The sequence below is a fragment of the Pseudomonas sp. D2002 genome (assembly GCF_013385735.1).
In the GTDB taxonomy this organism is placed as follows: domain Bacteria; phylum Pseudomonadota; class Gammaproteobacteria; order Pseudomonadales; family Pseudomonadaceae; genus Aquipseudomonas.
Map to the genome: position 1 here is coordinate 169645 of NZ_JACAPL010000015.1, position 15247 is coordinate 184891.

A 15247-nucleotide genomic window follows, 5' to 3' on the forward strand; every position below is an offset into this window, starting at 1 on the left:
GGGCTACTAATTGATCCACGTACTTTGAGGTGATTCCCATGATGAAAGGTGGCATGGCCGGCCTGATGAAGCAGGCGCAGCAGATGCAGGAAAAAATGGCCAAGATGCAGGAAGAACTGGCCAACGCCGAAGTCACCGGTAAAGCCGGTGGCGATATGGTCAGCGTGGTGATGACCGGTCGTCACGACATCAAGCGCGTGAGCATCGACCCAAGCGTCTTGCCAGGTGTTGGCGAAGATGACCTGGAAATGCTCGAAGCCTTGTTCGCCGCGGCCGTCAACGACGCCGTGCGCAAGATCGAAGCCAACAGCCAGGAAAAGATGGGCGGTGTAACCGCCGGCATGCAACTGCCACCGGGCATGAAGCTGCCGTTCTGATCCGCTAGCCTTGGCTAGACTCAAATGCCAGGCCTTGTGCCTGGCATTTTTTTTGCCGTGATGGAGTCAGGGTGGGAGCTGGCTTGCCTGCGATGCAGACGAATCGGTGCCACAGACGAAACATCGAACCCCCAGCGCTTTGTCATGGTCTGCACCCTATACCGATGAATTCGATAAAGGAGCCCCCTCATGTCTCAAGAACCTATCCTGAACCAGCGCATTGTCCTGGTTTCACGCCCGCAGGGCGCGCCAACCCCGGAGAACTTCCGCCTGGAACGTGTGAACTTGCCGGAGCTGGCAGACGGTCAGGTCCTGCTTAAGACGCTGTACCTGTCCCTCGACCCCTATATGCGTGGCCGTATGAGCGACGCGCCGTCCTACGCAGCGCCGGTTGAAATCGACGAGGTGATGACCGGTGGCGCTGTCAGCCGTGTCGAGCAGTCGCGTAATCCGAAATTCGAAGTGGGCGATTTGGTCGTCGGTTCCACCGGCTGGCAGAGCCACAGCATTTCCGATGGTCGCAACCTGATCCCGGTGCCAAAAGGGCTGGCCAGCCCGTCGATGGCCCTGGGTGTGCTGGGCATGCCGGGCATGACCGCCTATATGGGGCTGATGGACATCGGCCAGCCGAAGGAAGGGGAAACCCTGGTCGTGGCCGCGGCGTCCGGCGCGGTCGGTTCGGTGGTGGGGCAGGTGGCCAAGCTCAAGGGCTTGCGCGTCATCGGGATCGCAGGGGGGGTGGACAAGTGCCGCTACGTGGTGGACGAGTTGGGCTTTGATGCCTGCATCGACCATAAGGGCGCGGACTTTGCCAACGAATTGGCGCAGGCGTGCGACAAGGGCGTGGACATCTATTTCGAGAACGTCGGCGGCAAGGTCTTCGACGCCGTGGTGCCCTTGCTCAACCCCAAGGCCCGCATTCCGCTGTGCGGGTTGATCGCCGGCTACAACGCCCATGAAGCTCCCAGCGGGCCTGACCGCCTGCCGGCGTTGCAACGCACCTTGCTGACCAAGCGCGTGCGCATACAGGGCTTTATCGTGTTCGACGACTATGGTGATCGCCAGCCCGAATTCCTCAGCGCCATGGCGCCCTGGGTGCGTGACGGGAAGATCAAGTTCCGCGAAGACGTGGTCGAGGGCCTGGAACAGGCGCCCGAAGCCTTTATCGGTTTGCTCGAGGGGCGCAACTTCGGCAAGTTGGTGGTGCGGGTCGCGCAGGATTGACCATTTGACGCTAATCCGAGGCGCGGGTATAAACCGCGTCTCGTTGTTTTGTCGGACCATTCGCTCATGAGCTTCAGCCCCCTGATTCGCCAACTGATCGACGCGCTGCGCACCTTGCCAGGCGTGGGTCAGAAAACCGCCCAGCGTATGGCGCTGCAACTGCTGGAGCGTGATCGCAGCGGCGGCACCCGGTTGGCCCAGGCCTTGAGCCAGGCCATGACCGGCGTGGGCCATTGCCGACAGTGCCGCACCCTCACCGAAGAAGACCTCTGCCCGCAATGCGCCGACCCGCGTCGCGACGACACGCTGCTGTGCGTGGTGGAAGGGCCGATGGACGTGTACGCGGTGGAGCAAACCGGCTATCGCGGGCGCTACTTTGTGCTCAAGGGGCACCTGTCGCCGCTCGATGGCCTGGGGCCGGAAGCCATCGGCATTCCGCAGTTGGTGGCGCGCATTGGAGAGCAGGGCACTTTCACCGAAGTGATTCTGGCGACCAACCCGACCGTGGAAGGTGAAGCAACCGCCCATTACATCGCCCAGTTGCTGACCAACAAAGGCTTGATCACCTCGCGCATCGCCCATGGCGTACCGCTGGGTGGCGAGCTGGAGCTGGTGGACGGTGGGACGTTGGCGCATTCGTTTGCGGGTCGTAAGCCGATCGCACTCTAAAGAACAAAACATCCACAATGGTTTTGTGTTGTAAGTGAAATCTTGAAAACCAAGCAAGCGCTTGGTAAGTTCGCTCCACCTCACCGTGGAGCTTGCCGATGTCTGCCTACCAGGACTACTTCGACCCCAGCCACCAATTGGTCCGCGACAGCGTGCGCCGTTTTGTCGAGCGCGAGATGTTGCCGGGCATCGAGCAATGGGAGGAAGCGCAGAGCTTTCCCCGCGAGCTGTACCTCAAGGCCGGCGCGGCGGGGATCCTCGGCATCGGTTATCCCGAAGCCTTGGGCGGCAGCCATGAAGGCGATGTGTTTGCCAAGGTTGCTGCCAGTGAAGAGTTGATGCGCTGCGGTTCCGGTGGGGTGGTGGCGGGCTTGGGTTCGCTGGATATCGGCTTGCCGCCGGTCGTTAAATGGGCGCGGCCCGAGGTGCGTGAGCGCGTGGCGCCTCAGGTGTTGACCGGCGAGAAGATCATCGCGCTGGCTGTCACCGAACCCGGTGGCGGCTCCGATGTGGCCAACCTGCAAACCCGCGCGATTCGTGACGGCGACCATTACCGCGTAAGCGGCAGCAAAACCTTTATCACCAGTGGCATCCGTGCCGACTTCTATACCGTCGCCGTGCGCACGGGCGGGCCGGGATTTGGCGGTATCAGTTTATTGCTTATCGAAAAACACACGCCCGGTTTCACCGTCGGTCAGCCGCTGAAGAAAATGGGCTGGTGGGCGTCTGACACGGCTGAGTTGTTCTTCGACGATTGCCGCGTGCCGGTGGGCAACCTGATCGGCGTCGAGAACATGGGCTTTGCCTGCATCATGGGCAACTTCCAGAGCGAGCGCCTGGCCTTGGCATTGATGGCCAACATGACCGCGCAGCTTGCACTCGAGGAAAGCCTGAAATGGGCCGGCCAGCGCGAGGCTTTCGGCAAACCCATCGGCAAATTCCAGGTACTCAAGCATCGGCTGGCGGAAATGGCCACGGCGGTGGAAGTCTCGCGCGAATTCACCTATCGCCAGGCGGCGAAGATGGCGGCCGGCAAGAGTGTGATCAAGGAGATTTCCATGGCCAAGAACCTCGCCACCGACACGGCAGACCGTGTGACTTATGACGCGGTGCAGATCCTTGGCGGCCAAGGTTACATGCGTGGCAATCTGGTGGAGCGGCTGTATCGCGATAACCGCATCCTGTCGATTGGCGGCGGCACGCGCGAGGTGATGAATGAAATCATCAGTAAGCAGATGGGCTTGTGATCTGTGCTGTTCCTGAGGGCCTCTTCGCGAGCAAGCCCGCTCCCACATTTGAAATGCATTCCAAATGTGGGAGCGGGCTTGCTCGCGAAGAGGTCGGCCCAGGCAACACACATCTCAACCTGAGGTATTACCGCTCAGTCAACGCAAACTGCGTCAGGCAAAACGTCGGAATGCCCATGTCTTCCAGGCGCTGCGAACCCCCCAGCTCCGGCAGGTCGATAATCGCTGCCGCTTCGAAAATCTTCGCGCCCATGCGTCGCACCAAATTCGCCGCTGCGATCAAGGTGCCGCCCGTGGCGATCAGGTCATCGAACATCAATACCGAGTCGCCTTCACACAGGCTGTCGGCGTGCACTTCGAGGAACGCTTCGCCGTATTCAGTCTGGTAACCCTCGGCCAGCACGTCAGCCGGCAGCTTGCCCTGCTTACGGAACAGGATCAGCGGTTTGTTCAGTTGATAGGCGATGATCGAGCCGATCAAAAAGCCCCGCGCATCCATCGCGCCGATGTGGCTGAAGTCAGCTTCGACATAGCGCTGGGCAAAGCTGTCGGCAACCAGGCGAAGGGCTCGGGGCGATTGAAACAGCGGCGTGATGTCACGAAAGATCACCCCAGGCTTGGGGAAGTCGATGACGGGGCGGATCAGGGATTTGATGTCGAACGAATCGAAGGTCATCGTCGAAGAGTCCTGAGGGTTGAAAACGGACTCGAAGTATACCTGCGGCCTCACCGATTGGCGCGGCCGCAGCGGCTGAATCAGCCTTCCAGCGAACCCCCGGCCAGTGCGCACAGCTGGATCGGGTCGAGGATATGCACTTCCTTGCCTTCGGCGGCAATCAACTCGTTCTGCTGGAAACGCGTGAACACGCGGGACACGGTTTCCACTGCCAGGCCCAAGTAGTTGCCGATTTCATTGCGCGACATGCTCAGGCGGAACTGGTTGGCCGAGAACCCACGGGCACGGAAGCGCGCCGACAGGTTGACCAGGAACGTGGCGATGCGCTCGTCGGCGGTTTTCTTCGACAGCAGCAGCATCATTTGTTGATCGTCACGAATTTCGCGACTCATGACCCGCATCAATTGGCGACGCAGTTGCGGCAATTGCAAGGCCAGTTCATCCAGGCGTTCGAAGGGGATTTCGCACACCGACGTCGTCTCCAGCGCCTGGGCCGACACCGGGTGAATCTCGGTGTCCATGCCGGACAACCCGACCAGCTCGCTGGGCAGGTGGAAACCGGTGATCTGCTCTTCGCCGCTGTCGCTCAGGCTGAACGTCTTCAACGCGCCTGAACGTACTGCATAGACGGAATCGAATTTGTCGCCCTGGCGAAACAGAAACTCGCCTTTTTTCAGCGGGCGACCGCGTTTAACGATTTCGTCCAGCGCTTCCATGTCTTCCAAATTCAACGAAAGTGGCAGGCAGAGGGGAGCCAGGCTGCAATCCTTGCAGTGAGCCTGGCTGTGAGCGCGCAGTTTAACTGGCTCGGACATTTCTTAAATCCTTGTGGGAAAACACACATAAGACGTAAGGGTAACGCACCGAGGGTGGATGAGGCCAGCGTGTACAAAAAAGCCGCACATGGATAAAGGTTTATGTATCGATGCCGATACAAAGGTGAATCCCTATGAGCTGGAGCTCAGGTCATGTCGGTAATCCCAGTCAATAACCCAGTCATTACTACCAAGGCACCCCAGGTGCTGACGGCCGCAGATGCGCTCGCGGGCAAAAAAGTCGATGACAAACCCGCCCCGCCACCCACACCCGGTGAAGGCGTAGTGGTGACGATATCCGGTGCCGGGCTCAAAGCCTCCCAGGCCGGTAGCAACCCCAACAAAGACATCGACGACAGCAATCTGAAAGACAACATCAAGCAGTTGCTGAAAATGATCCGCGAACTGAGAAAACAGCTTGCCGAGAAAATGGCTCAGCTGTCGGCGGCCATGAATGACACCACCCTGAGCCCTGAGGCACGCCAGGCGAAGGTCGCGGGCTTACAGGGGGATATCGCTAACATTCAGGCCGGTTTGATGACCGCCCAGGGGCAACTGGCCAAATCGCTTAAAAATGAGTCGCCTGAGGCTCAAATGGAAGCCATGACGTTGCTGTCGAAATAATTCAGGCTTAGATCACCCGCGAGAACCGTTGCCTGTTCTGGTGCTCCAGGTAGGCATCGAACACCATGCACACCGAGCGCACCAGCAGGCGCCCGGCGGGCAACACGTGGATGCCCTGCGCATTCAGCTCGATCAAACCGTCTGCGGCCATCGTCTCCAGCTGTGGCCATAGCTCGTCGAAATAGCCGCGAAAATCGATGTTGAAGGCCTGTTCGATCTGCTCGAAGCCCAGGCTGAAGGTGCAGATCAACTGCTGAATCACTTCGCGCCGTAACCGATCATCCGTGGTGCACACCAGGCCACGGCTGGTGGCCAGTTGCGCGCCGGCCAGGGCGTTCTGGTAGTGATTGAGGTCGCTGCTGTTCTGGCAATACAGGTCGCCGATCTGGCTGATCGCCGACACCCCCAACCCAATCAAATCGCAATGCCCATGGGTGGTGTAGCCCTGGAAATTGCGTTGCAACGTGCCTTCTTCCTGGGCGATGGCCAGTTCGTCATCCGGCAGGGCAAAGTGGTCCATGCCGATGTAGCGATAGCCCGCGCGGGTCAATTGCTCGATGGTGGTTTGCAGCATCAGCAGTTTTTCCGCTGGCGAGGGCAGCTCGTCGGTGTTGATCCGCCGCTGCGGCATGAAGCGCTCCGGCAGGTGCGCGTAGTTGAACACCGACAGGCGATCCGGTTGCAGGCTGATCACTTCCTCCACGGTGCGTGCGAAGTTGATCGGCGTCTGCTTGGGCAGGCCGTAGATCAGGTCGATATTGATCGAGCGAAATTGCAGGGTGCGCGCCGCGTCGATCACCGCGCGGGTTTCTTCCAGGCTCTGCAGGCGGTTGACCGCGCGTTGCACCTCGGGGTCGAGGTCTTGCACGCCGATGCTCACACGGTTGAAGCCCAGTTCACGCAGCAGGCCCATGGTCGCCCAGTCGGCTTCGCGCGGGTCGATCTCGATGCCGTAGTCGCCGGAATCATCATCCAGCAAATTGAAGTGCTGGCGCAGGCGCGTCATCACCTGGCGCAGCTCGTCGTGGCTGAGAAAGGTCGGCGTGCCGCCGCCGAAGTGCAGCTGCTCCACCGGCTGTTTCGGGTCGAGGTGGCAGGCCACCAGTTGGATTTCCTGTTCCAGGCGTTGCAAATAAGCCTGGGCGCGGCCACGGTCTTTGGTGATGACTTTGTTGCAGGCGCAGTAGTAGCAAATGTTCGCGCAGAACGGCACGTGCACATACAGCGACAGTGGCCGTGCGGCCTTGCGGCTGTCGCGCAGGGCGTGGAGCAGGTCGAAGGTGCCGACCTGGCTGTCGAATTGTACGGCGGTGGGGTAGGACGTGTAGCGCGGCCCCGCCAAGTCGTAGCGGTGAATCAGATCTGTGTCCCAACGAATGGCGTCGAGCATGCGGGCGGTCCCCCGGATTGGCTAGTGGGCCGAGTCTAGGGGCAGGGCTGCGATGGCATCTTGATTTGCATCAACGGGGAGCGGCGCTATGCCACATGGCCTTTTAATGGCCCATCAACCAGTGCTGGTGCGGGCCTGGCAATGTCCAAATGCCGAACAGAATCACCAGAAGCCCGCCGGCCACGCGCACGCTGCGTTTGCGCAATATCGCCGTCACCCGTTCAGCCGCCAGGCCCGTCGCCAGCAACACCGGCCAGGTTCCGAGCCCGAACGCCAGCATCAGCACTGCACTGTCTGCCGCATTGCCCTGGCTCGCCGCCCACAACAACGTGCTGTAAACCAACCCGCACGGCAGCCAGCCCCACAGCGCACCCAGCAGCAACGCGCGCGGCAGGCTGGACACCGGCAACAAACGGTTGGCGACAGGCTGTATATAGCGCCACAGGCCGCGCCCGAGGCTTTCGATACGGGTGAGGCCGCTCCACCAACCGGCCAGGTACAGGCCCATGCTGATCAGCAGCAAACCGGCGAGCACGCGCATGAACATCGCCGCCGGGCTGTTGGCCACGGCCCAGCCGGCCAGGCCGATCAGTAAGCCGGCGGTGGCATAGCTGAGAATGCGCCCCAGGTTGTACGCCAGCAGCAGGCGAAAGCGGCGGCTGCGTTGCTCTTTGGGGATCGCCAGGGTCAGTGCGCCCATCAGCCCGCCGCACATGCCCAGGCAATGGCCGCCGCCCAGCAGGCCGAGGATCAGCGCCGAGACCAGCAGGGGCGCCAGTTCAAGCATGGGGCGGGTCTTTGGGCGGTTGCTCGGGGCCGTTGGCTTCGTCGACGGCGGCCAAGTGGTTCGGGTCCTGATCGTCGAACAGCACGCTGTGGGCCGGGCCGTCGAGGTCGTCGTACTGGCCGCTGTCCACCGCCCAGAAGAAGATGTAAATGGCCACGCCGACTAACAGCAGCGCCGCCGGAATCATCACGTAGAGAGCTGGCATCTGTACTCCATGCCCGCGCGGCTCAAGCCGGCAGCGGGCGGGTTACTAAAGTGGCGCTGTCAGCCCGCGCGCTCGGTTGGCGAGTCAGGCGCAAGGCGTTGAGCACCACGGTCAACGAACTGAGGGACATGCCGATCGCCGCCCAGATGGGCGTGATCCAACCGAGGGCGGCAAACGGCAGCATAAGGCCATTGTACAGCCCGGCCCATAGCAGGTTTTCGATGATCACCCGCCGCGTGCGCCGCGCCAGCGTAAACGCCTGCACCAGCGCGTCGAGTCGGTTGGACAGCAGCACGGCGTCGGCACTGGTTTTTGCCAGGTCCGTGGCCGAGCCCATCGCCACGCTGATATCGGCAGCGGCGAGCACCGGCACATCGTTGACGCCGTCGCCGAGCATCAGCACCTTGCGGCCTTCCTTGTGCAGTTGTTGCAGCACTTGCAGTTTGTCGTCGGGGCGCAGGCCGCCGTGGGCTTCGTCGATGCCCAGCTCGAGGGCGACACTGGCCACCATCGGCGAGCTGTCGCCGGACAGCAGCAATGTGCGCCAGCCCCGCGCCTTGCACGCCGCCAGCAAGGCGGGTGCGTCGCTGCGCAGGCGGTCATCCAGCACGAACCAGGCGAGTGCGCCGTCGCGGTCGCCGAGCAGCAGCCATTGCCCGGCTTCGTCCGGCGAAGCGGGGATCGGGCAGCCACTCAGCTCACAGGCAAACCCCGGCTGGCCGATGCGCAATTGATGCTCGCCCACACGGCCTTCAAGGCCCAGGCCGGGGAAGCTCAAGACTTCATCGGCAGCCAACGGTGCACGCCCAAAGGCCCGCGCAATGGGGTGTTCGGAGCGGTTTTCCAGGGCGGCGGCGAGGCTCAGGCATTCATCGCTGTTCAGCGTGCTCAATGGGCGGATCGCACGCAGTGCCAGTCGGCCTTCGGTCAAGGTGCCGGTCTTGTCGAAAATCACCGTGTCGATCTGGTTCAAGCCTTCCAGCACATGGCCACGGGTCAGTAATAGCCCGAGTTTGTGCAGTGTGCCGGTGGCGGCGGTGAGGGCGGTGGGTGTGGCCAGGGACAACGCGCACGGGCAGGTTGCGACGAGCATGGCCAGCACAATCCAGAACGCCCGCGACGGGTCCAGCTCCCACCACAGCAAGCCGATCAACGCCGCCGCGATCAGCGAACACAGCAGGAACCATTGCGCCGCGCGGTCGGCGATTTGCGCCAGGCGCGGTTTTTCCGCCTGGGCGCGTTCCAGCAGGCGCACGATGGCGGACAGGCGCGTGTCATGGCCCAGCGCGCGGACCTCGACGGTCAGTGCACCTTCGACATTGAGCGTGCCGGCGGTGACCGCGTCGCCCACGTGGCGAGGCTGTGGCAGGTATTCGCCGGTGAGCAGGGATTCATCGATGCTGGATTGCCCGTCGAGAATCACCCCGTCGGCCGGCAGCACCGCACCGGGATGCACGGATACGCGGTCACCCACGGCCAGTTCACTGAGCAGGATGCGTTCGCTCTGGCCATCCTCTTTGAGGCGCAGGCACGAGGCAGGTAGCAGGTTGACCAACTGCGCGGTGGCAGCGGCTGTGCGTTCCCGCGCACGTCGCTCCAGATAGCGCCCGGCCAGCAGGAACAGCGCGAACATGCCCACCGCATCGAAATACAACTCGCCGACGCCGGTGATGGCCGTCCAGATGCCGGCCAAATATGCACCGCCAATCGCCAGGGATACGGAGACGTCCATGGTCAGGTGGCGCGTGCGCAAATCGCGCAAGGCACCTTTGAAGAAGGGCGCGCAGCTGTAGAACACAATCGGTGTGGTCAGAAACATCGCCACCCAGCGCAGGATCACGTGCAGCTCCGGGCTCAGGTCGATATTGAATTCCGGCCAGGTGGCCATCGTTGCCATCATCGCCTGGAACCACAGCAACCCCGCCACACCGAGTTGGCGCAGGGCCAGGCGGTTTTCGCCGGCCAGTTGCTCGGCGGCGCGGTCCGCCTGGTACGGGTGGGCGGCGTAGCCGATGTGGCGCAGCTCGCTGAGCAGCTGGCTCAACGGCAATTGCCCGTCGGCCCAGCGCAGCTGCAGGCGGTGGTTGGAGAGGTTCAGCCGCGCCTCGGCCACGGCGGGCAGGCTGCGCAGGTGTTTTTCGATCAGCCAGCCACAGGCCGCGCAGCTGATGCCTTCCATCAATAGGGTGGTTTCGGCGAGTTCGCCGTCATGGCGCACAAAGGGTTTTTGCACGTCGGCGCGGTCGTACAGCGCCAGTTCGTCGACCAGTTGCACCGGCAGCGCCTCGGGGTTGGCCGAGGCTTCGCTGCGGTGCTGGTAATAGCTTTCCAGCCCGCCGGCCACGATGGCTTCGGCCACCGCCTGGCAGCCCGGGCAGCACAGCTCGCGGCGCTCGCCGAGGATCACGGCGGTGAACCGGTTGCCGGGCGGGACGGGCAGGGCGCAGTGGTAGCAGGGGGTTGGGGTGGTCATGGCTCAGTTCCGATGATCGTTCCCACGCTCTGCGTGGTAACGCCTCGCTGGACGCTTCGCGTCCGCTGTTGTGACGCAGAGCGTCATGGGCTGCATTCCCACGCGGAGCGTGGGAACGATCTAAGCGCAGGCGTGTTACTTCTTCAGGTCTTCAGCACCCTGCAACGGCTCATCGCCCAGCAGCAAGTCCTTATCGTGGCTGACCTGTTCTTCTTCGAACAGGCGCCAGGTCCTGTCGCCCTCCACGCCGAGCAATTCCACGAAGCGCCGGCCTTCGACCTTGTCGGTGACCTGGCCGAGGTAGCGGCCCGGTTCACTGTCGCTGCGGGCCAGGTTGATCTTGCGATCCTTCTCCGGCTGGGTCGGCGAAATCAGGTTCAGTTCCAGGGTGGTCGGGTTGCTGTTGCCGGTCAGGTGCACGTCGACTTCACCGGTCAGTTCGTCCAGGTGCACGGTGGCGCGCAGTTGCAGGGTCTGGGCCAGCAGTTCGCGGTCGAGGGAGCGGTTGATGCCTTTGCCGGCTTCGTAGTAGTTGTCGTTGACCAGGTTGTCCGGGTTCTTCACCGCAATGGTCACCATGGACAAGGTCAAGGTCACCGAGCAGGTCAGGATCCCGATGATGATCCAGGGCCAGAGGTGCTTGTACCAAGGGCTTGCGGCAGTGGCTACGGGCATTGTTTTGCTCTCTGATTATTAACGGACTTGTGGGCCGATGAATCGGCTCTTGGCTTCAATGTGGACACTGTCGTCATCGGCATCCCGGAGGATGAATTTCACTTCGTTGGTGCTCGACGGCAGTTGCTCGGGGGCGCTGGACAGCTCCACCGGCATGCTGACGATATCCCCCGCAGCGACTTTGATCTCGCGCCGGCCTTGCAGCTTGAGGTCCGGCAGGCCCGAGGCGTCGAGCACGTAGGTGTGGTCGCGCTGGTCCTTGTTCATGATCTTCAGGCTGTAGACGTTTTCGATGCGGCCTTCGGCGTTTTCGCGGAACAGCACACGGTCTTTGCTGACGTCGAAACCGACCAGCGAACGCATGAAAAATGCGCCGACCAACAGGCTGATCATCGCCAGTAACACCAGCGCGTAACCTATCAGGCGCGGGCGCAGCTTGTGGGTCTTTTGCCCCGACAGGTTATGTTCGGTGGTGTAGCTGATCAGGCCGCGTGGGTACTCCATTTTGTCCATGATGTTGTCGCAGGCGTCGATGCACGCCGCGCAGCCGATGCACTCGATTTGCAGGCCGTCGCGGATGTCGATACCGGTGGGGCACACCTGCACGCACATCGTGCAATCGATGCAATCGCCCAGGCCCTGGGCCTTGTAGTCGACACCTTTTTTGCGCGGGCCACGCACTTCGCCACGGCGCGGGTCGTAGGAGACGATCAAGGTGTCCTTGTCGAACATCACGCTTTGGAAGCGCGCATACGGGCACATGTAGATGCACACCTGTTCACGCAGCCAGCCGGCATTGCCATAGGTGGCGAGGGTGAAGAACCCGACCCAGAAATACGACCAGCCATCGGCCTGGCCGGTGAAGAAGTCGAACACCAGTTCGCGGATCGGCGAGAAGTAGCCGACGAAGGTCATGCCGGTGACAAACCCGATCAACAGCCACAGCGTGTGCTTGCTGAATTTGCGCAGGAATTTGTTGGCGCCCATGGGCGCTTTGTCGAGCTTGATGCGCTGGTTGCGGTCGCCTTCAGTGACCTTTTCACACCACATGAAAATCCACGTCCACACGCTTTGCGGGCAGGTATAGCCACACCACACGCGCCCGGCGTAAACGGTGATAAAGAACAGGCCAAAGGCGGCAACGATGAGAATGCCCGAGAGCAGGATGAAATCCTGCGGCCAGAAAGTCGCGCCAAAAATAAAAAATTTACGCTCCGGCAAGTTCCACCACACCGCCTGGTGACCACCCCAGTTCAGCCACACCGTACCGAAGTAGAGCAGGAACAAACCGGCGCCGCCGAGCATGCGCAAATTGCGGAACAGGCCGGTGAAGGCGCGGGTGTAGATTTTCTCGCGCGACGCATAGAGGTCGACGGATTGACTGGCGTTTTTGGCAGGCGGGGTAACGTCATGTACCGGTATTTGGTTGCTCATCATTGCATCCCACGGCGGTGGAGATTTGCCTCGGCCAGTACGTGCCAACCGGGGTCAAAAATAGGCTCTTGCAGTGGCGTAATGATACGCCCCTGGTACGGCTGAACGGGTGCGACCTTTGGTCGCGTTGGGGGAAATCAATTGATGGTGTACGTGATCTGGGTCAATTGACTTGTGAAGTATGGACGGTTTTCAGACGCAGAGGGCATTCGTCCCAGGGTCATAGTCAGCACGGGCACAGGCAGGTGGACACCACGATGCGCCCTGGTGAGCCAAGTCAGCCACGCGGTCTGTTTGTGCGCAATTGAAATCCATGCCGTAGGAGGCCTACGTTTCGATAGGTCGGAAATGCCTTTTAACAGACTCGAATTTATACGAAGGAACCGTTCTTTTTAATTATCCACTTAATGGAACCTTGCTTAATTCCAAGCACAGGACATTTGAAGGAACAAATATATGGACGTCGGACGAAATTCGTTTGTACCCAATTTTCCGGTGGATCAGCTTGCTAATGCGCTTAAATCAGGCGAGCCCATTGATTACCCCCGTCTTGTACTAACCAATTACCTGGACAGGCAAATAGCCAAATTTGCTGAGGCCAGGAAAGAGGCAGCAAAGCAGGATGTTTCCAGCGATGCATCAGTGGCAAGCACCACGTCGCCCAGTGGTCCGAAAGAACTGAGTAAATGGAGCGACAAGGAGATCACTCAATACCTCGGTAAACATTTCAATACGTTTATGGATGCAGACGCTAAGCCCCGCCTGGTTTTGTCGTCCATGGATTCTGGTGATAAGGAGTTTGTTACACGGGCTTCTCTGGAGCGCGTTGCAAACTCGAAAGACGGTCAGTTTACCCCCGAGGCTATGGCCTTCGCGAGTGAGTTGTTGAACCGAAAAGAGTTGTTCAGCGGGTACGAAGACCCCTACTGCTCTGATGTGGATGGTGCTGTATCTAAGCGAGATGTCTACGATAGGCTCGTGACGAAAAAAGTATATGAGGGTAAAGAAGTCGTCAGTGGTGAATATGCGTCAAACACATACACTGTTGATACGTACGCTCTGTATGGAGAGGATGGCACGCTTTTGATGAAAAATCGTTATGTTAAACATGGTGAATTTGGTGGGGCCTCCTGGAAAACGGATTTTCTCTAACAGCGTTAAGTCAATCATGCGGTATCTATTTTTAAACTAAAGGTGATCTATGAATGTAAACGCTCCGGCCGTAAATTCAACTAATAACACTGTGCCTGTGGAAGCCCCCAGGCTCACGCCTGCACAAATCGCTCAGTCTGCGAGTAACTATTCGTTAGGTTTTCACTTGTTTTTTAATTTTGAAACATTCATCGACCCGAAAACCGGGTATATCACTCCCGAGTCGCTCAGAAACGTCGCTATTTCGGGCTTGCATTCTCCAAAGGATAGAGCCGTCGCCGAGGAGACTCGGAAGCGGCACGACTTCATGTATGCGTTGGACAAAGATGGCAAGGGTCTGTTAGACAGTAAGATTTATCGGCAGGATATATTCAACGCAATCGCACCCAGCAACGATGAGAAAAACTTCGGTGGCTGGAGTGATAAAGCCATGAGTAAATACCTGGTCATGAACTTCAAAAAATTTACTGATCCGAATGATCCTAACTTTGTCACTCGAAGTTCTCTTGGGCAGGCGGCTCACTCAAAGGGCGAGGATGGGTTTACAGCAGAAGACTCATCGTTTGCACGTGAACTGTTGCGCCGGCTGGACCTGTTCAAGAGGATGGATGCGGCGCCGAACGGCTCCCTTGATGACAAGATTGGTATAAATACGCTAAAAGAAATAGTCGGGTACTCCTCTGTGGAAACTTATGGTTCCCGATATCCTCAGAAAATTGATTACGATGAAAGAGGGCAGGAGATAGCGGGTTATTACAAGGGGGATTATGCCGATTTCTGGACGCGGTTGTCATGATCACCCTATAGAAGCCCAAGACTGTCTGTACAGTCTACGCTCGTAAGTAACAAAGCCCCGTCAGCGTTCGCTGCGCGGGGCTTTGTGGTCTCTGAAGCTCTCCGATGATTGTTCAGTGAGGTATTAACTATTAGAACGATTCCGTAAGAATACATGTGTGTGACGCTATATGTATTTCAGGAACGGCTTTTGGTTTATTCGCTACTCATGGGTACACCGTTCAACCTCAATCGGTGCAACTTAGAGGAGTGCTTAAAGATGGAAATTGGAACATTCGTCACCCAGAAGCCCGCAGCTGAACCGGCCGTGTACGAGAGGCCGACAGGTGCACGATATAGGCCGAGTGGCCAGGATGCCAAACTGGCGCAGCAGGTAGTGGAACACTTTTCCAAGTTGGAAGACCCTGATAAAAAAGGGTATATCACCCTGGACTCGCTCAAGAAGATAGCCAATGGCAACGGTGACCCAGCCATCAAGCAGTTGGCACTTGAGTTGCTGAATAACGAAGCGTTAAGGGGCTTTGTCGGCAGCAATACGCAGAGCTATCCATTTGAACGTTTCGTCGGGGTGGTAGACCACTATCTGCCAAGGGATGTAAACGGGGCGCGTCCCTACGTTCGTGATTTCACTCCACAACCCGTTGGGCCTATTCGAGTGGGCGGTCAACCTCGTCAATAGTTCGCTGGTGCGTACGCATAAAACG

16 protein-coding genes are annotated in these 15247 nt (G+C 59.6%); 8 read left to right on the forward strand and 8 right to left on the reverse strand.

Annotated elements, in window-relative coordinates; genetic code table 11:
• Window positions 1-38: 38 nt before the first annotated feature.
• From HX783_RS25915 to HX783_RS25930, 4 genes are all read left to right on the forward strand, one after another.
• Window positions 39-377 carry a YbaB/EbfC family nucleoid-associated protein gene (locus tag HX783_RS25915; protein WP_003175481.1) on the forward strand — a complete coding sequence of 113 codons (339 nt, stop codon included), beginning with the start codon at window positions 39-41 and terminating at the stop codon, window positions 375-377.
• Window positions 378-566: 189 nt separating this feature from the next.
• Window positions 567-1601: an NADP-dependent oxidoreductase gene (locus HX783_RS25920; RefSeq protein ID WP_177018753.1), complete on the forward strand. Its 1035-nt coding sequence runs from the start codon at window positions 567-569 to the stop codon at window positions 1599-1601.
• A gap of 66 nt (window positions 1602-1667) precedes the next feature.
• Window positions 1668-2270 carry a recombination mediator RecR gene (gene recR, locus HX783_RS25925; RefSeq protein WP_177018754.1) on the forward strand — a complete coding sequence of 201 codons (603 nt, stop codon included), beginning with the start codon at window positions 1668-1670 and terminating at the stop codon, window positions 2268-2270.
• Window positions 2271-2368: 98 nt separating this feature from the next.
• A complete protein-coding gene (locus HX783_RS25930) occupies window positions 2369-3517 on the forward strand; it encodes an acyl-CoA dehydrogenase family protein (protein ID WP_177018755.1) in 1149 nt (382 codons plus the stop codon).
• Between the two features lie 127 nt (window positions 3518-3644).
• Here the strand turns inward: HX783_RS25930 and HX783_RS25935 are convergent, their stop codons facing one another.
• Together HX783_RS25935 and fnr are read right to left on the reverse strand one after the other, a co-directional pair.
• Window positions 3645-4193, reverse strand: coding sequence for an adenine phosphoribosyltransferase (locus HX783_RS25935; RefSeq protein WP_124363896.1), 549 nt, complete (start codon window positions 4191-4193; stop codon window positions 3645-3647).
• Between the two features lie 80 nt (window positions 4194-4273).
• A complete protein-coding gene (fnr, locus tag HX783_RS25940; protein WP_106576340.1) occupies window positions 4274-5008 on the reverse strand; it encodes a fumarate/nitrate reduction transcriptional regulator Fnr in 735 nt (244 codons plus the stop codon).
• Between the two features lie 153 nt (window positions 5009-5161).
• Here fnr and HX783_RS25945 point away from each other — a divergent pair, with 153 nt between their 5' ends.
• On the forward strand, window positions 5162-5632 hold the full coding sequence (locus HX783_RS25945) for a hypothetical protein (RefSeq protein ID WP_177018756.1): 471 nt from the start codon (window positions 5162-5164) through the stop codon (window positions 5630-5632).
• A 7-nt stretch (window positions 5633-5639) separates the two neighbouring features.
• Here the strand turns inward: HX783_RS25945 and hemN are convergent, their stop codons facing one another.
• From hemN to ccoG, 6 genes are all read right to left on the reverse strand, one after another.
• On the reverse strand, window positions 5640-7022 hold the full coding sequence (hemN, locus tag HX783_RS25950; protein WP_177018757.1) for an oxygen-independent coproporphyrinogen III oxidase: 1383 nt from the start codon (window positions 7020-7022) through the stop codon (window positions 5640-5642).
• A gap of 103 nt (window positions 7023-7125) precedes the next feature.
• Entirely contained in the window at window positions 7126-7809 is a 684-nt protein-coding gene (locus HX783_RS25955; protein WP_159958872.1) for a sulfite exporter TauE/SafE family protein, read from the reverse strand.
• Window positions 7802-8014 (reverse strand): cbb3-type cytochrome oxidase assembly protein CcoS, encoded by a 213-nt coding sequence (ccoS, locus tag HX783_RS25960; RefSeq protein ID WP_017735332.1) that lies wholly within the window; start codon window positions 8012-8014, stop codon window positions 7802-7804. Before ccoS ends, HX783_RS25955 begins: the two co-directional genes overlap by 8 nt.
• A 22-nt stretch (window positions 8015-8036) precedes the next feature.
• Window positions 8037-10487: a heavy metal translocating P-type ATPase gene (locus HX783_RS25965; RefSeq protein ID WP_177018758.1), complete on the reverse strand. Its 2451-nt coding sequence runs from the start codon at window positions 10485-10487 to the stop codon at window positions 8037-8039.
• 135 nt (window positions 10488-10622) lie between these two features.
• The gene (locus tag HX783_RS25970; protein ID WP_159958868.1) at window positions 10623-11162 is read right to left on the reverse strand and encodes a FixH family protein; all 540 of its coding nucleotides are present in this window, start codon (window positions 11160-11162) and stop codon (window positions 10623-10625) included.
• Window positions 11163-11180: 18 nt separating this feature from the next.
• Entirely contained in the window at window positions 11181-12596 is a 1416-nt protein-coding gene (gene ccoG / locus HX783_RS25975; RefSeq protein WP_177018759.1) for a cytochrome c oxidase accessory protein CcoG, read from the reverse strand.
• A 456-nt stretch (window positions 12597-13052) separates the two neighbouring features.
• Between ccoG and HX783_RS25980 the strand changes: the two genes are divergently transcribed.
• The 3 genes from HX783_RS25980 to HX783_RS25990 all read left to right on the forward strand — a co-directional run bounded on the left by HX783_RS25980 (window position 13053) and on the right by HX783_RS25990 (window position 15222).
• On the forward strand, window positions 13053-13748 hold the full coding sequence (locus HX783_RS25980; RefSeq protein ID WP_177018760.1) for a hypothetical protein: 696 nt from the start codon (window positions 13053-13055) through the stop codon (window positions 13746-13748).
• A 49-nt stretch (window positions 13749-13797) separates the two neighbouring features.
• Window positions 13798-14544, forward strand: coding sequence for a hypothetical protein (locus HX783_RS25985; RefSeq protein ID WP_177018761.1), 747 nt, complete (start codon window positions 13798-13800; stop codon window positions 14542-14544).
• A gap of 258 nt (window positions 14545-14802) precedes the next feature.
• A complete protein-coding gene (locus HX783_RS25990) occupies window positions 14803-15222 on the forward strand; it encodes a hypothetical protein (protein WP_177018762.1) in 420 nt (139 codons plus the stop codon).
• The last annotated feature ends 25 nt before the right edge of the window (window positions 15223-15247 follow it).